General features: G+C 37.8%; 17 protein-coding genes. 7 read left to right on the top strand and 10 right to left on the bottom strand.

Going from position 1 to position 19,268, the window contains the following annotated elements; all coding sequences use genetic code 11:
- Window positions 1-29: 29 nt before the first annotated feature.
- Both DSM106972_RS16875 and DSM106972_RS16870 read right to left on the bottom strand, forming a co-directional pair.
- Window positions 30-1,274, bottom strand: a complete 1,245-nt coding sequence (locus DSM106972_RS16875) for an O-antigen ligase family protein (protein WP_127081780.1) — start codon at window positions 1,272-1,274, stop codon at window positions 30-32.
- Between the two features lie 18 nt (window positions 1,275-1,292).
- Window positions 1,293-2,690 carry a GumC family protein gene (locus DSM106972_RS16870; protein WP_127081779.1) on the bottom strand — a complete coding sequence of 466 codons (1,398 nt, stop codon included), beginning with the start codon at window positions 2,688-2,690 and terminating at the stop codon, window positions 1,293-1,295.
- Window positions 2,691-3,086: 396 nt separating this feature from the next.
- Between DSM106972_RS16870 and DSM106972_RS16865 the strand changes: the two genes are divergently transcribed.
- Entirely contained in the window at window positions 3,087-4,829 is a 1,743-nt protein-coding gene (locus DSM106972_RS16865) for an ABC transporter ATP-binding protein (protein ID WP_127081778.1), read from the top strand.
- A gap of 677 nt (window positions 4,830-5,506) precedes the next feature.
- Window positions 5,507-5,974, top strand: coding sequence for a DUF2267 domain-containing protein (locus DSM106972_RS55360; protein WP_325052193.1), 468 nt, complete (start codon window positions 5,507-5,509; stop codon window positions 5,972-5,974).
- Window positions 5,975-5,988: 14 nt separating this feature from the next.
- On the opposite strand, the gene DSM106972_RS51415 is transcribed toward DSM106972_RS55360, so the two are convergent.
- The gene (locus DSM106972_RS51415) at window positions 5,989-6,129 is read right to left on the bottom strand and encodes a hypothetical protein (protein WP_158632834.1); all 141 of its coding nucleotides are present in this window, start codon (window positions 6,127-6,129) and stop codon (window positions 5,989-5,991) included.
- Between the two features lie 120 nt (window positions 6,130-6,249).
- On the opposite strand from DSM106972_RS51415, the gene rbp reads away from it, so the two are divergent.
- The 3 genes from rbp (at window position 6,250) to DSM106972_RS16845 (ending at window position 7,810) form a co-directional block, all read left to right on the top strand.
- Window positions 6,250-6,555: an RNA-binding regulator gene (gene rbp, locus DSM106972_RS16855; RefSeq protein WP_019491445.1), complete on the top strand. Its 306-nt coding sequence runs from the start codon at window positions 6,250-6,252 to the stop codon at window positions 6,553-6,555.
- Between the two features lie 136 nt (window positions 6,556-6,691).
- On the top strand, window positions 6,692-6,886 hold the full coding sequence (gene rpsU, locus DSM106972_RS16850; protein WP_019491444.1) for a 30S ribosomal protein S21: 195 nt from the start codon (window positions 6,692-6,694) through the stop codon (window positions 6,884-6,886).
- 159 nt (window positions 6,887-7,045) lie between these two features.
- Window positions 7,046-7,810, top strand: coding sequence for a hypothetical protein (locus tag DSM106972_RS16845; protein WP_127081776.1), 765 nt, complete (start codon window positions 7,046-7,048; stop codon window positions 7,808-7,810).
- 39 nt (window positions 7,811-7,849) lie between these two features.
- On the opposite strand, the gene DSM106972_RS16840 is transcribed toward DSM106972_RS16845, so the two are convergent.
- The 3 genes from DSM106972_RS16840 to DSM106972_RS16830 form a co-directional block, all read right to left on the bottom strand.
- Complete coding sequence (locus tag DSM106972_RS16840) at window positions 7,850-8,737, bottom strand: hypothetical protein (protein ID WP_127081775.1); 888 nt, start codon at window positions 8,735-8,737, stop codon at window positions 7,850-7,852.
- Between the two features lie 55 nt (window positions 8,738-8,792).
- A complete protein-coding gene (locus tag DSM106972_RS16835) occupies window positions 8,793-9,308 on the bottom strand; it encodes a hypothetical protein (RefSeq protein ID WP_127081774.1) in 516 nt (171 codons plus the stop codon).
- A 116-nt stretch (window positions 9,309-9,424) separates the two neighbouring features.
- Window positions 9,425-10,069, bottom strand: coding sequence for a class I SAM-dependent methyltransferase (locus DSM106972_RS16830; protein ID WP_127081773.1), 645 nt, complete (start codon window positions 10,067-10,069; stop codon window positions 9,425-9,427).
- A 258-nt stretch (window positions 10,070-10,327) separates the two neighbouring features.
- On the opposite strand from DSM106972_RS16830, the gene DSM106972_RS16825 reads away from it, so the two are divergent.
- Window positions 10,328-11,947 (top strand): ArnT family glycosyltransferase, encoded by a 1,620-nt coding sequence (locus DSM106972_RS16825; RefSeq protein WP_127081772.1) that lies wholly within the window; start codon window positions 10,328-10,330, stop codon window positions 11,945-11,947.
- A 28-nt stretch (window positions 11,948-11,975) separates the two neighbouring features.
- Here DSM106972_RS16825 and DSM106972_RS16820 read toward each other — a convergent pair whose 3' ends face one another.
- Together DSM106972_RS16820 and DSM106972_RS16815 are read right to left on the bottom strand one after the other, a co-directional pair.
- Complete coding sequence (locus DSM106972_RS16820) at window positions 11,976-12,716, bottom strand: class I SAM-dependent methyltransferase (protein WP_127081771.1); 741 nt, start codon at window positions 12,714-12,716, stop codon at window positions 11,976-11,978.
- A 130-nt stretch (window positions 12,717-12,846) separates the two neighbouring features.
- Window positions 12,847-13,725, bottom strand: a complete 879-nt coding sequence (locus DSM106972_RS16815; protein ID WP_233787083.1) for a DeoR/GlpR family DNA-binding transcription regulator — start codon at window positions 13,723-13,725, stop codon at window positions 12,847-12,849.
- A 60-nt stretch (window positions 13,726-13,785) separates the two neighbouring features.
- Here DSM106972_RS16815 and DSM106972_RS16810 point away from each other — a divergent pair, with 60 nt between their 5' ends.
- Window positions 13,786-15,696, top strand: coding sequence for a thiamine pyrophosphate-binding protein (locus DSM106972_RS16810; RefSeq protein ID WP_127081770.1), 1,911 nt, complete (start codon window positions 13,786-13,788; stop codon window positions 15,694-15,696).
- A gap of 81 nt (window positions 15,697-15,777) precedes the next feature.
- Here the strand turns inward: DSM106972_RS16810 and DSM106972_RS16805 are convergent, their stop codons facing one another.
- Window positions 15,778-18,141 carry a hypothetical protein gene (locus DSM106972_RS16805; RefSeq protein ID WP_127081769.1) on the bottom strand — a complete coding sequence of 788 codons (2,364 nt, stop codon included), beginning with the start codon at window positions 18,139-18,141 and terminating at the stop codon, window positions 15,778-15,780.
- A gap of 222 nt (window positions 18,142-18,363) precedes the next feature.
- Window positions 18,364-18,762: a hypothetical protein gene (locus DSM106972_RS16800; protein ID WP_127081768.1), complete on the bottom strand. Its 399-nt coding sequence runs from the start codon at window positions 18,760-18,762 to the stop codon at window positions 18,364-18,366.
- Window positions 18,763-19,268 lie beyond the last annotated feature (506 nt).

Here is a 19,268-nt window from a genome sequence, read left to right as displayed (position 1 = left end):
TATTTGAGAAATACAAAAAGAATAGAAACCTAAACTTTTTCTTTAAATGCAATACCCATTAACACTAATCCAGGCCAATAAAGGTAGGTAAGACCTTCTATTTTTTCACCAAAAGTAAAGAGAAATATAACTAAAAGTACACTTAACCCGGCTTTAGCAGTTGTGCTTTTATGAGCTTTATAAACTAAATCTATAAAGCTCCACACCAAGGGGACTGCTAATCCAATTAAACCTACCAGCCCTTTCTCGAAAAGAATGCCGAACCAGGTGTGGTGAGTGCCAATAGGCATAAATGCTACAATTTTGGGACCTCTTGGCTCAACAATTCCATGACCCCATATAGGCGCCTCACTCCAACGCTGTAGGGCTATGCGACCCAAAGCTGCTCTAACTCGTGAAGAGCCTGGTCGAGCATTAGAAAACTGTTCTTTAAATGTTTGAAAAAAATTGAGTAGTACCGGGGCAAACATGCTAGCAAAGAAACTTACTACCCCTGTTGTAATTTGTGTTTTGGGTCGAGTAAAATTTACTAAAAACCAAGTTATGACTGGAACAGCAATAATACTTAGTATTGCTAACCGTGAAAACGTTACTATGACCATAGCGATGGAACCAATTATGCCAATCCACCGCCACTTTTTATTAGGCTCTTGACATGCTAGGAAAAAATAAACGCAGGCAACCATTCCCAACGCAGGAGGCCAAGGAGCAAATAATTGTAGGCGATTTGCATTAGTTTCTTCTTCAAATCCATAAAGTACTATATTATAAAGACTAACATCGTTGCCACCAATTAAATATAATGGAGAAGTGTATAAATTAGGCGGCAAATGTAATATAAATGCTAAATAAGAAATTGGAATAAAAATTAAACTTTGTAAGCAGATTATACAAACAGAACGGTAAAGCAATTGTGGTCGAATATTCAGGCAACCGATAAGGGGAAGTAATGCCAGATAAGCCCATGTTCTAGCCCAATTTATTGACGAAGTAATTATTCTACCCGCTCCTAAATCGAAGTCTATATGAGCCATTATTAAAGCAACTTCCATGACCAACATAGAAATAATCCATACCCATACAGAAAAAGGAATCGTCACTTTTTCTTCAATAGGCGTATTTTCAGTTTGGTTCCAAAGTTTTTTGCCTAAGTAAAGCGTTAGTGACCACGCAATTATAGACATTAAAATGTACTGCGCTCCCAAAAAGTAAAAAACATAGGTTCCTATTAAATAGTACCAAACTAATTTTTCTTCTAAATTTTGAGGTTTCATAATAAGTATTGCTATAATTCATTGCGTTACCAAAGTTTTGCGTTTACGAGCGCGCATCACGAGCAACACCAAACCAGTTGTTGAAAAAAGCGAACCGGAGGCTGCGCCCAGGTAAACATATGATTTTTTCGGTTCGGTAGGACTATCAGGTAAGCTGGGTTCTGTAATAATTTGAATTAGTGGATAAGAACCAAAGGTATTTGACTTGCCAATATCTAATCTAGTCAAAGTAGTCGAAAATACTGCTTCAGCAACTTGCATATCTCGTTTCAGCGCATCCAATTTAGACTCCTGAAGTGTTAAGTTTTTAAGTCTATTTTCAAGTAGGTTGATTTGTTGCTTTATTGCTTGAGCTTGAGTCGTAAGTCCCTTTTGGTCTACCTGAACTTTAATCAGTTCTTGGAAAAGAACCTCCCGACTGCTGCCTAAGTTAGTGCTAGTAAGGTTAAGAGTCTTTATAGTTGCTAAGTTGACCGGGCGCCCTAAAAGCAATTGACTCCGCGCTAGTAATGCGAATTGAGCAGCATCAAGCTTTGCTTTCTCTGCAACTAATGTTGGATGGTCGGGTAAATATTTTGATTCTAGAACAACTACAGTAGTGCTAGCATCACTATAGTTTTTTAAGTTCTGTTGAAATATCTGGTCTGTTTGAAGGACAAAAGCATCTGTAGCTTGCGGCGCCGATAGTTTTAAATTAGCCGATAGTTCTGTCAAACGAGCATTAGCTTGCTGCTGACTCGCTAATACTTCTGCTCGTTGTCTACGTAGCAGTTCAATATTGGTTGTAAGGTCTTTAATTTGAACGTCAGAGTTTAAACCTGAACTTGCTTTGTAATCAGAAAGATTCTTCTGAGCTATTTGCAGTTTTTTCTGCGAGGAATCAAGACCTGTTTGGAAACCTACGTCTCGTCGAACAGCTTCTTGAGTTCTCAACTGATTAAGTCTTGTTTCAAAGGCTTTATAAAAAGCTAAAGATTTATTTTTCGCTTCGTGGGGACTGGCGCCTTTGAACTCAATGGTCATCACAGTGGTGTTATCTACTACTTTAACCCGTGGGTTGCCAAACTCTCCTAGGGACATATTCAAACTAGCAGCAGCAGCTTTTAGTACAGGTTCGCTCTGTGCTATGAATTTATAATTTTCTCTTGGGTCTTGAGAAGAACTAGAAGCATAAGGAGAGGCATTTTCATAGGAAGCTTGACCAATGCCTGGTAAACTTACACTCGCATTTGAACTTGCTCCTGGCAAATTAACAGCCGAATAGCTGGTGTAAGTTGATGGTGTAACCTTTAGATAGAGAAAAGCTGAAACCCAAAAAGCTACATTAGTGGTTAGACCTAAAAGCAAGTAACCTAGCCAACGTCCAAAAGAAGCTGATTTGCCAGAATATCCAGCAGAGATTTGTATATAGGCCATTACAAAAAATCCTCTAAAGTCAAACTTAAACGAAATTACAAAGCCCACACGGCACCATGCAATCACTTGACATTCTGCTATGTTAATGCTATTGGTGACATAAATTTTATATGCAAATCTCAGTATAGTTTCCTCCCAAAACAGTGATAGGAAACACTATCTGATGGCTAAAATCACGGGAAATGCAGACAGTATCCTATCGGAGAAATAAAATTATCCACTTAGATATCCACACCTTAATCATGCGGTTAAATGCTATTACTCGGCTTTTATCTCCGCGCGCTTACTTGTTTTCATGGCAAATAAAATGTGACTATGGGGGGGTGGGTTTAGGGGGCGGGTTTAGTTGATTTTTCGTTCACAATTAGGATAGTCTGTTAACCCGCCCCTACGTACATGGATTCTCAACCTTCTACTCTGCGACGTTTTGCTCAATATCTTATTCCTTATCGTCAACAAATTCCTGTGGCGGTTTTATTTGTTTCTATCGGCGCCTTTTCGCAAGGTGTGGCGCCTTTTTTGATTGGTTGGTCGATAGATAATTTAATTGGTAAGGGTAATTTCTCTGGATTGATGCAAATGCTAGTTGTTGTACTAGCTGTGTATTTAATCGGATTTTCGGCGTTTCGCGGACATATTCTTCGCACTAACTGGATTACTCAAAATGTACTCGCGCAACTTCGTCAAGATATTTTTACAAAAATACAAACTTTACCTCTTTCGTTCTTTGATACGAGTTCAGCCGGTGACTTAATGAGTCGTTTGCTTAATGATGTTAGTACTGTAAACCAAGTATTTGGACTCGCTATTTCTCAAATTGTTAGCAGTTCGTTTAGCTTGGTCGGTATTGCTTTAGCTATGCTCGCTGTAAATTTACAATTAGGACTACTAAGTAATATATTAGTTCCATTAGTAATTATTATTACTACTTTGTTTGGAGGATGGGCGCGTGCTAAATTCCGTTTGACTCGTACTAGTATAGGTGAATTATCTAGTAGATTAGAGGAAGATTTAAGTAGCGTTAGAGAAGCACAAGCTTTTAATCGAATTGAGCGCAATATAAATGATTTTCGCCGTTTGAATGCGATAAATCGAGATGCGAATATTCAGGCAACGGCAATAACAGCAGCATTTTTACCGACTATCGATGTTTTAAATACGCTTTCGCTTGGGGGTGTATTAGCGTATGGTGGTTATCTTGCGGTGGCAGGTAAAATGACGGTGGGAACTGTAACGGCATTTCTTCTTTACGTTCAGCAGTTTTTCCAACCTATTCAAATATTAAGCCAATTTTACACGCAAGCGCAATCAGCAATTGCTGGACTTGAGCGCATTTTTTTGCTTTTAGACGAACCGTCACAGTTGTTCGATGCTTTTGATGCTAGAGAAATGCCACCAATTCAAGGTGGAGTTAGTTTTGAAAATGTTTCGTTTGGGTATAAAGCTAATCAAACTGTGCTGAAAAATGTCTCTTTTTGCACTGCACCAGGACAAATGATAGCCCTTGTCGGCGCCACTGGGGCAGGTAAAAGTACTATTATTAACTTGATATTACGCTTTTACGATGTTACTAGCGGCGCCGTTAAAGTCGATGGTATAGATGTTCGCTCTGTTACACAAGCGAGTCTACGTTCTCAAATTGGGATTGTGCTTCAGGACATGATACTGTTTAGCGGTAGCATTGCCGAGAATATCGCTTTTGGGTGCCCAGATGCAACAACTACAGAAATTGAAACTGCTGCTAAAGTAGCTAACGTTCATGAATTTATTATGACGTTGCCACAAGGTTATGATACTCTTGTTGGCGCCCGTGGTGTAACCCTAAGCCAAGGACAAAGACAACTCGTTAGTATTGCACGGGCAGTTTTGGTCAACCCAAGAATTTTAATTTTAGATGAAGCAACTAGCAGCATCGATACTCGCACCGAAGAGTTAGTACAAGACGCAATAGCCAAAATTCTCCAAAATCGCACCAGCTTTGTTATTGCCCATCGCCTTAGTACTGTAACGCAAGCCGATAAAGTTATGGTAATTCAACAAGGGCAAATTCTAGAACAGGGAACCCATACTGAACTTATTGCTTTAAATGGAGTTTATGCAAATCTCTATGCTTTGCAACTAGGAACTGACGAATCTTAGAAACCGGGTTTCTTGTCAATATCTTGTAAGAAAACAACAATTTTACATATAAACCCGGTTTCTCAAACTATCGGTAGAGATGAGAACTGACGAACCTTAGAAACCGGGTTTCTTGTCAATATCTTGTAGAAAACAACAATTTTACATATAAACCCGGTTTCTCAAACTATCGGTAGATACAACAGTGTTACTACTGATAGATGTTAATACATGTTTTTTTTAATAATTTAATAACTTAGACAGTCATACTTGAGTATTTTAGCTAAGATTTAGCAATTTGCTGTTCGTGTCATTTAATCATTCAAGTATTAATTAAATAATTTGCGGAGGGTAGAATGCCGATTACAATTCGGAAAGATATTGCCTACACTATTCTAAAAAAAATTAGCGATAGTGGGCAAGAAATGCATGAAGTTAAATTTGAAGATGCTGATTTAGCAGGGTTGAATGTCACCGAAGCTGACCTTTTAGGACATTTAGATTATCTTAATCAAAATCACTTTATCAAAGCTAAATTCTCTGGAAATGCGTATGCAGAACCAGCAAAATTAGCTGAAGAAATTTTGCACCCAGAAAAAATAGAGTTTGAGGGAGGCGAAATTACTGAGAAAGGGCGCAAATTACTTAATAAAATTGAAACTGAGTTATCAAAGGCATCAGGGGGGGCAGAAGTTAATATCGCTTCTAAAGATTTGCCATTTTTAGAAAAAGTGTTGCTCAGAAGTGGTTTAGAAGATATTTTTGATGCTAGAGATGTAACCGAGGTTGTCTTCCGAGTCATGCGTGACTTAATGACAACCGAAGCTGCTGACCGAGTTGAAGCAGAACTCCACAAAGAAGCACTACCAGCAGAAGATAAATCGCTGCAAATGGAAATTGCCGATTTATGGCACGATACAAACCCAATTGTAGGCTTTCTGAGTCGCGTTCGTCCACCGTGGCAAGGCCCCGGAATCTTTAAAATCGATTCCGACCGTTTCTTATTCCGGGTTGCTAACGAGAGCAGTTTTTCGCACGAAGTAGACCGTGAACAAGTCGTAAAGGCTGTATTTTCCGCTACCAAGGAAGAACTTTCACAAGAACGTATTCAGGAAATAGCTAGTTGGCTACCTGACTATGTTCGTAAACTCTGGGAAGAAGCGTAATTATATCTACCTTATTAAATCACGTAGGGGCGCCTTTCAACAGTGCCCCTATAATTGTGTAGACCAATATAATAAAGACGGGTTGAGGCGCCGTCAACTAACGTGTCAAACCCTTGAATACGAAGGTTAACGTTTGCTTCAAAACCGACCCCCATGCTAGAATAATCTGCTATACTGGCTATCTAAGATTTATATTCGGTTGTGAAAATCATTTTAGCTTTTAAAACGGTTTCTCCGAATCTAATTCTCTACGTGTCCCGATTTTGGAGATCCCAATGTCTATTTATGTAGGTAACTTATCCTATCAAGTTACGGAAGATGATCTGAAGCGTGTTTTTGCAGAATACGGTAAAGTCAGTAGTGTCAAGGTACCCACCGACCGTGAGACAGGTCGGATGCGCGGATTTGCATTTGTTGAGATGGAAAGCAGCTCGCAAGAAGATGCAGCGATTGAAGCTCTGGATGGAGCGGAATGGATGGGACGTGATTTAAAAGTTAATAAAGCAAGACCTCGCGAGGAAAGAAGTCCATCACGCGAAGGTTGGGGTGGCGGCAACCGAGGTGGTGGTCGTCGTTACTAAGCTTATAACACAAAGATTTCACAAGTTTTGATTTCATTACTCTCCCAGCAGTTATAAGCTTTCATCGCTCTTCAACTGCTGGTTTTTACTGTTCACACTTGAGTTAAAATATTCACAAATATAAGGAGTTGTACTAATGACGCAAGTAGTTTTAGGCGAAAATGAAGGAATAGAGTCCGCTTTACGGAGATTTAAACGTCAAGTTTCGCAAGCGGGTATTCTCCAAGATGTTAGAACCAAGCGTCACTTTGAGACTCCCTTGCAAAAACATAAGCGTAAAGCTGTTGCACGCAGAAAGCAAAATCGCAGAATGCGCCAGCATTTTAAGTAAGCGCATATCATCTCCAACAGAAACCGGGCTTTTACAAGAAGCCCGGTTTCTTTATGTGTGGGTTATTATGTATCTTTATTTAATGTTGCAGTGTTATAAATACAACAAACACTCACTGCAACCAACAATTAGGTACCAAAACACCGAAGGAGCAAATTTTTGCGAGTCTATCATCTATTAATCGGTCTTATTTTACTTGCCCTATCACCATTCATATTGAACTCGGTATTTAAAAATACAAGTAATAATAACAATGTACCACCGCAACCAACACCGCCTAGCATAACGCCAACTGTAACAGCTTCTCCTGCATCTGCTGTAACAGTACAACCATCCCAAGCATCTACTAACGTTTGGAACAGTGTCTTAAAAACAAAAACGGCGCCTGTTGGTTGGAATGTTGCACCATGTAATGGGGACGCACCATTATTATGCATTTCCTCTAATGGTAAAAACTTGGGTTCCGTCAAAATGGAAATTTACCCACTTTCTCAACAACCGAAGTTTCAAAAAATGCTAATTAATGCGGGTATTCCTGCTGATGCTAAAATTGACTATCAAAATCCCAATTACAAAGGGAAAATAAAAGAAGCGCTCGATGCTTGGGTTACAGACGAATACGCAGTTAATTCTAAAGAGCGTCAAAAAAGTTACAAAAATAAAGTTAATTTTTCAGGTTATCCACCGCAACTCGTGAATATTGGACAACTCCAAGGTGTACGCTACGGTTTCACTGGTCTTAAACGCGAAGGTGGAGTTAGTGAGCAACATCTTAAATATGTAGCATTCGATGGAACTTCACTATATGTAATTAATACAGCGTATGACCCTGCCAGGGTAAGCGCAAAATTTGAGAAGTACGAAAATCTGGCAGTGTTTGAGCCGTTTTTGAGCGAAATTGCTTCTAATTTAAAGTTACCTTAAAAGAAACCCGGTAACTTCTACGAAACCGGGTTTCTATATCTATAGTTCTGCAAATGCGCGTTCAATTAGGCGCCGTGCTAGAGTTTGTGTACCAGTGTGTTCATAATAATTTGTGGACACATCGATAAACGCTGCGACGTAATCTAACTTATCGTCTGCAATTTGCATGAAGTTGTTGAGGTTGTTTAAAACCTTTTGAGGTGTTAGACCACGAGAAACAACTAAGTCACTCATCCAGCCTTTTACTGAGTCAAAGCTTTGACCAATAAAATCAAGTTTACCTCCTGAATTTTGACCAGGAATAGTATCTTTGATGTTGTTGAAAGTCGAATTTTGCTCTAAGTCTTGCGGTGTCATTGCCCCAAGACTCGATGTTACCTTCTGAATAAAGTCGGGGCCTAAAGGTAGTAAAGCATCGACGCAAACCAAAGCTGCCATGCGGATAGATGACTCACCGCTATATTCTCCTAGTGCAGCTACGAAGTCACCAATGCTATCACCAGGAATACCGTTAATTTGGCAAAATGCAACTAACTCAGTTACAAGTTTTAAAGATAAGTCGATTGTTTGAGCTTTGTCGGGTTTGGGTGTGACTTTATCGAGAAAACCCAAAAACGAAAATGTTTCGCCAACTTTATTCGCTAACGCTGCGGCGCCTAATGCTTTATCTGTACCATCAACAGTTTGATACAGCCACATCGCAGTTTGGTATCCTTGTGAACGGTCGTTATATAAATATATCGCGCGTTCGCCAATCTGCTGAACTACATCGTCGTCTGTTTCTCCTGTAACATGCTGAATTGTGTTGACAAAACCAGTTATGTTTTGCCACTGACCAGGCGCCGCAAAATCTAATGCATTTAACATTGAAATTGTCAAGCCACCAGTTGGTAATCCGTCAACTAAATCTTGAATTGGTTTACTCATTATTAATCCCGTTTAGAGTTCGTTTAACTTATTGCATCGTCAATGGAGAGGCAAATTATTGCAGTTTTGACAACCTTGTAAGGTTAAATTTCTGAAGCCAAGCTTCTCTGTCGGTTTCGGTAAACGATGGGTCTTTGGATATAGCAGAAACTTGGTACTTACCAACTAAAATCGATGTTTTAGTTTTACCCAAAGTTTTTGCAGGATATCCACCAACCTGTTTTGTACTAGTCTTATAGCCAGCAGCAGTTGCGGGTGTGCTGGTAGTATCGGAAATTGCTAATTGTGCTACTACTTTACCGCCTTCTTTTAAATTCGCTTCTGCGAAACCTTTTTTCTCTTGAGTGAATACTACGTCAAAACCACCGCCATCTGAAGGGAACAGTTTGTTAAATTCGCTACCTTGAGTCGCATTCTTCGCAACGGCTTGACCGCTACGCTTTTGGCTGCTTTCTTGCTGTACGGCATCAAATCTTCCTGGCGCCTTTGTTGCACAAGCAGTTGTGGACGTTATCAATATAACAGATAGCAGTAAGGCTGCTAATATTCTACGTATACGGGGAAAAGACATTGTATTATCTCCTTGAACTGCACATAAAGCGGATGTCACTAAAGCTTTACCTCGAATTTAACCTTAATGGTGGCTAATGTCATGAAAATATAAACAATAATCATGAGTGATGAGGACTATTGTTTATAAGCGACTACAGCGTAAAAGGGGTCACCACCACCGGCACCTAACCATTGTAGTAAATTCGGAACTTGGGATTGGCGGGCGATAACTTCGGGAGAAGTAAAGCCAGGTACACTATTAAAGTAGCTTTTGACTAATTCAACTCGACCTTTCTCGGAATTTTCACGCCAAGCTTCAATGGCTTTTTGGAAGAACATGCGGTTAGAAAAGCTAAATATTGCTACGCCACCAGGTTTTAAAATTCTGTGTATTTCTGAAAATACTGCTTCTGGATACTGTATATATTGTACAGAGACACAGTTGATAACGGCATCAAAATCTTGGTCAAGCAACGGAAACTTTGGGTTTTCATTCAGGTTTTGAACGAAATAGTGGTTCAACGTAGGGTTTCGTGCGAGTTCTTTTTCATTAAGTCCGTGTCCCTCGACATGAGAAAATTCTATTTCTTCTGGTAGATGCGAAACCCAACTACTCATCATGTCTAAAATGCGCGTATTCGGTTTTAACAGTTGGCGATACAAATCTGTAACCTGTTGAATAAATCCTTCGTCTACATGGGTGACAAAGCGTGGTTCAGAATAGAACAATTTGTCGTTGCTGTCGTCTAGCTTAGTACGTTGATTTGGTCTAAGGAGCATAAATATCTTGGGTTTCGTTTACGTTTTCAAGATTTCTTTGGCAAAAAAGCAAAAATATGATATTGTCTTTTATCACAATTAAATGTGTGTGATACGTTTTAGTACCTCATATATTTTAAAAAACACAATTAAAAAAGACAAGAAAATAAACCTGTTAGAAACCGGGTTTGTTTGTTAATATTTTGCAATGAAACAACGATTTTGCTGAAAAACCCGGTTTCTTGGGTGTCAATTAAATTTTTCGCATACAATGCTTTCATGTTGCACCTAAAAAAAAATATTCATTCCCTTTGGTTAAAATTTCAATACTCACAAGTATTTTCGTATGTGAGTTTGTTATTTTTGATACTACCTTTATTACTATTTAGTTCTGGCAATAACAGCTTGATGGCTCATGATGAAGGACTTTACGCAACTCGCGCACGTTTCATGTTCGACTCTGGCGAATGGATACATCCTTGGAATAGTCCACATCACAAAACACCTGGCATTTACTGGATAATTGCACTTTTCTACAAGTTATTCGGTGTCAACGAGTTGAGTGTTCGTCTCCCAAGCATGATTTTAGGCACGCTCTCTATATTTATTTTATATGAAATAGGCAAAATTATATTAGATCGAAAAATAGCATGGCTAGCTGCTGCTATATTTAGCGTAGAATTCCTTTGGTTACAATATTGTCGTTTGGGAACTCCCGATGTCAGCATGGTTTTTTTGGTACTTTCGGGAATCTTACTTTTATTAAAAGCAGAGCTATACCCTAAGCAATATTCCAAACGATACTTGACATATAATCTCTTATGCTTTTTAAGCGGAATCTGTTTTGGCTTAGGTTTACTAGTCCGCAGTTTCATGATTATTTTACCGATTATTGCTTTAATACCATTTTTAATCTCCTTACAAAGGCAACATAGTTTATTAAAGAATCCATATTTATATATAGGTTTTATAGTTGGTTTAATTCCAACTGTCATTTGGCTTTGGCTAAGTTACTTACACTACGGAAACGGAAGTATTTTTCAACTATTAGATTTTGTCTTTCAAGTCGGTTCAACAGAACGGCATGGAAATGGAATTATTTTTTACATGTGGAACGTTCCCGCTAAATCCTTTCCTTGGTTCTTTTTTGCCCTGTTTGGTTTATTCCTAATAATTAGGCGCCCGCAAGCGAAATATAAATCAATATTAGTTGGGTTCCCAGTGATTTTATTTATAGAACTAAGCTTAATTTCAACTCGTTTATCTCACTACAGTCTTTGTCTATTTCCTTTTATTGCGTTACTTGCAGCAGTTGGACTCGATGCCCTTACTCAAGTTAAAATAATTAAGGGTTATGTAAGTTATAGTTTTGGTATTATAGGTATATTATTACTATTTGCAGGTATAATTACATTATTTATAGATGATTTAGAAATCCATAAATATACAACTTTGATTATAGTATTAGGCGCCGGATGGTTGATTTTACCTATTGTATGGATACAGCGTCATAGATTCGATACACATGCATTTTATCAATACTGGTTAGCAGGATGGTTGATACCAGTTTGGTTTGGTTTAGCTGTACTGGGATATATTGGCGCCTTTAATGACTATAACCCAGAGTTCCGCAAATTTATTGAAAATGAAACAGTGGCGCCAATTATCCAATCATCTCCCATTAGTTTAGTTGATGTCGGTGGCAAAACAGGAGTTTTAATTAATTTTTATACTAAAAACATTGCTGCAAGAGTTAATACACTTAAGGAAGTATCACCAAATAATTATGCCTGGATTGAAGAAAGTAAAATAAATGAACCAATAAATTCTCATGTACCATATCGTGCAATCGGTACAGTAAAAGGGTATAGTTTGGTGCAAGTAATAGAAAACCCATAACACCCTGCCTTCTGTTGAGCTTCTAAAATCAAATTTTGACACCAGTTAAATATATTGATTCTGATTCACGTTCAGGAAGGTCTGACACCCTAAGCAAACCTTCTCCAAAATTAACTTCTTCAATTTGGCTAAATCCAGCTTCTGCCATTAGCAATTTCAGCAGTTCCGCATTATACATTACTTTGTGACCATAACAATAAATTACAGTGTTTATTGCTAACATATTCTTTGCTTTTTCATAAGGTATATTTGGTGGTTGTTGGTATTTTCCTAAATATGGAACACAAATACGTATACATCCATTCTTTTTTAAATACCTAAAACAATTTTTTAAAGCAACAAGCGCTAAATTCAAAGGTATATGTTCTAATACATGACTTAAAATAATTCCATCAGCGACTTCTAAAAGATTTTTATCTTCATTACAGATATTCAAAAATAAATCATAGTTTATCTTCTGCTTGCCCCTTATAATTCTCCACATCTCTCCTAGCGAAGGAAATAGTTCGGCGTTAATGTAATCATTATCTGTATCATCCCTACAGCCAATATTAAGAATTACTGTGTCCGATTTTTTTAAATTAAGAACTTTTTTATTATAACCAATAGTCTGCATAAAATTTGTAAGTGGTAACGTAAAAGCACCACTTACATAAGTTCTAAAACCTCGTAAACCCCAAGAATAAATACTAATGTTATGTTCAAGGAGTTGAATTTCTTCTAGCAATATCTTTCTTTCTTCTGCTGTGAAATCTAAATTCAAGTCCATAGATATACCTACAAAAGTGTTTATTAATTATGAGTATAATTATTTTCTTTTTGAAAAATTATACTAAAAGCTATATTTTTGTAAAGTTTAATTTCAAGTTAGTTGAAGATTAGTTACAATATCTTGACTTTTAGTCGATTATTGACTTATACACAGGCGCCTCGGAATCGATTATAGTTGCTGAATCTATATCTTCACGAATTATCGTTAATCCCAAATCTTTGTAGGAAGTTAGTACCTCCAATGGTACAACAGGCGCCGTTACCAAATAGCTTAACGCATGAATCGAGGCAACAACATAAGGCGCCGCAGTATCAAGCTTTGCCGCAGTTACTAATCCTACTACCTCCGCAGCACTCTTTATCATTGCTTGTTTTACATGGGCTTCATTCAAATTTGTAACACTTATTCCAACCTCTGGATGTAAACTACATACCCCTAACATACACAAATCTGCCCGTATCATCCGTAAGGCTTCAACTGTTGCGGCGCCAATATTAACTAAAGCCTTTTTATAAAGTTGCCCACCTAACATCACAACTTCAATATGAGGATGTTCTGCCAAAGCTACGGCAATTGGTGGACTATTTGTTATAACTGTGGCTTGTAAATCTATAGGTAAATGCCGCGCAACCTGAAGTGTTGTTGTACCACCATCTAAAATTACGACTTGACCTGGAAGTACTAATTTCGCTGCTGCACGTGCTATTGCTTCTTTTTCTATTGGCGCCTGCTGTATTCTATCGGCATAACTCGCTGTTGCGGGAGAACTTAATAAGGCGCCTCCATGCACACGCTGCAATAAACCTGTTTCAGCTAATTCTCTTAAATCGCGACGTATCGTATCTTCTGAAACTTTGAGAACAGCGCTGAGTTCGGAAGAAAGCACCTTTTTGTCACGACGAAGAATTTCTAGGATGAATTGTCGTCGTTCGGCAGTCAACATAATTAATTTTCCGGAAGTTGCGTTTTTTTTCTTGAAATTGCACGTTTGTGAGTTTATACTCATTGTATAACCTCAAAAAGTTCATAGCAAACATTTTCGTGTTCTTCAACCCGTTGACAAATCATGACTACAACAACTCAATTTCCAATCAATCTAGGCGCCTACAAATATTTATCGCTCGACCCGGCAAATGGTACACTGACAGCAGAGCAAAGAGAAGCACTCAAAGCGAATATTCAACTTTGTCGTGATGCGATAGTTTTTTTCACTGCGACTGGAGCAGCAAGAGGAGTAGGTGGTCATACGGGTGGACCCTACGATACAGTACCAGAGGTAATGGTTCTCGATGCATTCTTTAGAGGTGCAGCAGATAAATTTGTACCAATATTCTTTGATGAAGCAGGACATAGAGTTGGTACTCAATATTTAATGTCAGCGTTGCATGGTGATTTACCAGAACAGCAACTTCTACGTTATCGTGAAGCAAATTCTAAATTACCAGGACACCCTGAACTTGGCTTAACTCCTGGTGTAAAATTCAGTTCTGGGCGCCTGGGTCACATGTGGCCTTACGTCAACGGTGTTGCAATGGCACATCCAGGTAAAACCGTTTTTTGTTTGGGTTCTGATGGTTCGCAACAAGAAGGTAACGATGCTGAAGCTGCACGTTTAGCTGCCGCTTTACATTTGAATGTGAAATTAATTATTGATGATAATGATGTAACAATAGCTGGACACCCTTCTAAATATTTACCTGGTTTTACCGTTGCTAAGACTTTAACGGGTCATAGTATAAAAGTATTAGAAGGAGACGGGGAAGATATAGATGATTTATATCGTCGTTTGTGTGAAGCAGTAAATACCCCTGGACCAATTGCTGTTATTAACAAGCGTCCAATGTGTCCGGCAATAGAAGGGTTAGAAGGCTCAACTCACGGTCATGATGTAATATCTGTAGATTTAGCAATTAAATATTTAGAGTCACGCGGACACAGTGCAGCAGTCGAATACCTCAAAAATATCGAAAAACCCAAACAAACTTATACATTTCTTGGTTCTAGCGATAAATGGGGCGCCAACCGCAACGTCTTTGGTGAAGCGGTGGTAAATATATTAAGTCGAATGAGCGAAACAGAACGTAAGGAAAAAGTCAAAGTTATCGATAGTGACTTAGAAGGGTCATGCGGTTTAAAGAAAATTCACGATGCATATCCAGAAGTGTTTGTACCATCGGGTATTATGGAGCGTGGTAACTTCTCTGCTGCTGCTGGATTTGGTATGGAAGCTGGGAAGCAAGGAATTTTCGCTACATTTTCCGCATTTTTAGAAATGTGTATATCCGAAATTACAATGGCACGGTTGAACTACTCGAACGTGTTGTGTCACTTCTCTCATGCGGGTATTGATGACATGGCAGACAACACCTGCCACTTTGGTTTAAATAATATGTTTGCCGACAACGGTTTAGATGATGGTCATGAAACACGTCTATACTTCCCAGCAGACACAAATCAAATGACAGCTTGTGTAGAAGCAATATTCTCTGACCCTGGACTACGATTTATTTTCTCAACTCGTTCTAAAGTACCGACAATTAAAGGTAACGATGGCAAAGAGTTATTTGGAGATAACTATAAATTCGTTCCTGGCAAAGATGAAGTAGTACGCGAAGGAACACAAGGTTATATCGTTAGCTTTGGCGATGGTTTATACCGCGCGCTAGATGCAGTCGAACGTCTCAAGCAAGAAGGAATAGATGTAGGGTTAATCAACAAACCGACTTTAAACGTTATCGATGAAGAAATGATAGCGAAAATTGGTAAGGCGCCTTTCGTTTTGGTAGTAGAAGCATTCAACCGTCGCACTGGTTTAGGAAGTCGTTTCGGTTCCTGGTTACTAGAACGCGGTTATACTCCTAAATATAACTACCTTGCCACCCACAAAGAAGGTTGTGGTGGACTTTGGGAACAGTTCCCACATCAAGGTATTGACCCAGTAAGCATCATCAACCAAGTCAAAAACTTGATTAAATAGTCTTGTGGAACAGGCATCCCTGCCTGTCTCTTAACTCTTTAATGTAAAGGGCGGGCAAGGATGCCCGCTCCACAAGAAGGTTTAAAATCTTGCAAATTTGAACATGATGCTGAATACATTATCTGTGGCGCCTAATTTATTTCCTAGTGGGCCACTACCTAAATTATACTCATTGTTATTCCAACCAAAAGAAAGTATCGGACTGTTTTCTTTATCACTCAATTTCCATCTAGCACTGGCGCCAAATCGTGAGCGGTTATTACTCTCGTTGATAGGAGTATAGTATCCTGAAATTAAGAAGTTATTACTCAATTTCCAACTAACATCAGCGAGTAGAGTGTTAGCAATAGAATTTGGGAGGAGGGCACCAAAATAGTTGACTAAACCGAGTGAAACGTCACCAAGATTTGCTCTGGCGCCTAATGTTACAGAACTACCTGGAGACTTGACTATAAATCTGTCAATTTCTGCTTTACGGTCAATTGCGTAGTTAAACCCGGTTGATAAAACTAAATTGGAGTTTTTGCCCAAACTAATTTTTTTAGAAACATTACCTAATACTTGGCTATAATAATCATTATCAGGATTTGTATATCCAATGGCGCCACCAGAAAACGTCCAACCGTCGTTTGTATATTGGGTAAAATCTGTACCTACGTAGGCATTGATTTTTTCACCACCAATCATCCCACCATAATATTTCCAGATATTGTTTAGGGTTGTGATGTTGCCAGTAATACTAATATGAGGATAGAAATTTGTTTCTTCGGTAAATTTAGTTGTGGTATGAAAATTGGCATCATGGCTAAATACTTGTAAATAAATCTGGCTGTAGAAATCTTTCATCAAATAGTTTGAAAAATTTTGCCCGTTGATATTAGTTGCAATATTAATATTAGAATTAAATCCACCTTCGGCGCCTGCTGCTGACAATATCTTGGCTGGACTTGTTAATTCATAACGTGATTTGGAAGAAAAGGTATATTTTTTAACAGGGGAAACACCAATCCATATACTGTCAAAGCTGGCAGCAGGTATTTGATTGACATTATTGGCATCTTTGTATGGACTCTTAGCTTTGCCAATACCTGAATGATAAAAAGTATAACTATTAGTTGGGATGCGCGTGTTGTTTGCTGCGAAAAATAAATTAACGTTAATATTTTTATTATAAGGCTTATCACTACCTTCAATTTGGGGGTCAGCATCGGGTAATAACAAACCAGTCAATTGGAAAGCTGAATTCAGCAGAGCATTTTTATCTCCTGCAATTGCTCCAAATCCTCGAACGGTACGACCAATCACAGCTTCTTTGTGATTTGCTCTGACAATTCTTCTAACAGTCGAGTAAATACCTACTGGTGTATTTTCAATATCTTCTGTTCTCGAAACCGATGTTTGATTCGATTGAGCATTACCATAAGTGCTACCTGCGTTAGGAAAATATAAATCTATTCCATATTGGTCACCGTTTGCACCCATTTGAAAACCCGGTTGCTTCATAGCTTCTACTGACTCTGGTGATACAACATCACCAAATTTTGAGTTTTCAAGGATTTTTGAAGGAAACAATGTGCTTTCTGGAATAGTACTTTTATCAGTAACAAGACCAGGAAGATATGTACACTGACTAGCAGCATTATTATTCGCATCTAAACATGAACCAATCATGCTTAGTTGAATTTCTGTACCAAGCACTGTTCGTGGCTCAATTTTGTTAACTGTAATTTCTCGCTTTTTACGCGCGGTTTGAAATTGGATATAACTACTACGCTGTTCTACAGTAAAAATATTATCCTTTGTTAAGCTTTCTTCAAGTCGGGTATTGATTCTAATCAGTCCATTGACATCAAAATAAGCATTTGTTTTATCACCAAAATTTGCACCTGTCGATAACTGCCATTTTGTTAAATGGTTAATTTGTGTACCATTTAATGACATATTAGTAGTGAATATACTTATATTTTTTTCATTTTGTATTGACCGTGGTGGAATAGTGAAATTTTTATTGGTGTTTAAGTCAACAACATCTGGCTGAATTTCTAATTTATCTTTACTATTATTTGGTTTACAAAACTGTTTACCACTTTGACTAAATTCGGGTTTTTCTATATTTTCAGCAGAACAAGCTTGAGAAATAGTGTTGTTAGCATTTATTGGTTTTAAATTAGAATTTTCTTGTATTGTAGATAATTCTGGCGCCGATGCTGTTTCAGGTTGGATAAAGGTATTGTTTAAGATTAAATCAGCAGCTTTACCTTCATGCTTAGATAATTCAAGTGGCGCCAATTCTGGTTGCGAGATAGAAGGCGAGGTTTCTTGATTACTGAATTTATCAAGTTCAGATAAATCAGTGTTAGTTTGAGCGTAACCTACTTTAGGAACAAGTATAGTTGCTGAAGTAAATAACAGCCCAAATTTCCTTTTTTTATTAGTAATAGCCATAAATTAAAAAGTATTTGATAGGTTTATAGGTGGCGCCTACAAACCAATATTTTTAGTTAGTGGTCTTTGTCATTAATTTTGGTGGGTCAATTCGCAACGGATACAACGGATGGAACGGATAATTAATGATTAAAAACAAAATCTGGTCATTTAAAGTAAACTATCCGTTACATCCGTTCATAATCCGTTGCTAATAAAACTTATGACACGAACTACTAGGGTTTATTCTCCTAGTTCTGTTGTTGTAGTGAAGTCAATAGTTCCGGATTCCGGATTAACTTTAAGACCTGAAGTTTTGTCACTACCTAAAGCAGCAGCAGCATTAACATTTGTAACAGCATCTCCGTCTTCATTTAAAAGTGTGCCACTTACTGCTGCGGCGCCTGCACTCTTTGAACCAACAGATGCAGAAACAGCACCTTGAGTAATATTTCCTTGTGCATCTGTAGAAAATACAGCAGCAGCAGCAGCAGGATTAGATTTGTCAGCATTATCTAACTGAAAATCAGTATTGATTGAACTATTTTCTAAAGATGTCTGTGCAAAGGACTTGGAGGCTAAACCAAAAGTGCTAGCTACTAAAGCAATAACAGCAATTGATATTTTCACGTTAACTTTCATTGAAATTCTCCCTTTGTTTCTTTGACTGAATTATCTTTTGTCAAATTTGCTACTTTAATTAAGCCGTCTCAAATATTTCAAAGCTGCTTTTTATACAGCATAAAATTCCTGTATTACCGCATATATGACAGTAAATAAGGTTAATTAGAGCTATTTAATTAGCTTAAAGTTCAGTAGTTCAATTCTTCAAAAGTTGGTTTACAGCGCACATTTAAATAAAGATAGCAATTTAACTACCTGCCTTATTTTTCATTGTGCTACTGAGTATTACTTAGACAAAAGTATGTCTCCGGATTGAAGTATAATTTTTTATTACTGTATACAGTAACTTTATTGATGAGTCTTTTTATGTAAAAATACGTTAACTTTTAAACTAAGGTATTTTATTATACATGTAAATTTACTTAAAATATGATTGCAATTAAAATATGATTGTAATAAGCAACTATGACAGTTTTAAAACATATGGCTTATTTCTGAAGCTAGATGTAGTTATAGGTAATTGC

The sequence above is a fragment of the Dulcicalothrix desertica PCC 7102 genome (assembly GCF_003991905.1).
In the GTDB taxonomy this organism is placed as follows: domain Bacteria; phylum Cyanobacteriota; class Cyanobacteriia; order Cyanobacteriales; family Nostocaceae; genus Dulcicalothrix; species Dulcicalothrix desertica.
The sequence above is the reverse complement of the archived record's forward strand: the minus strand, read 5'-3'. Positions and strand labels throughout refer to the sequence as shown.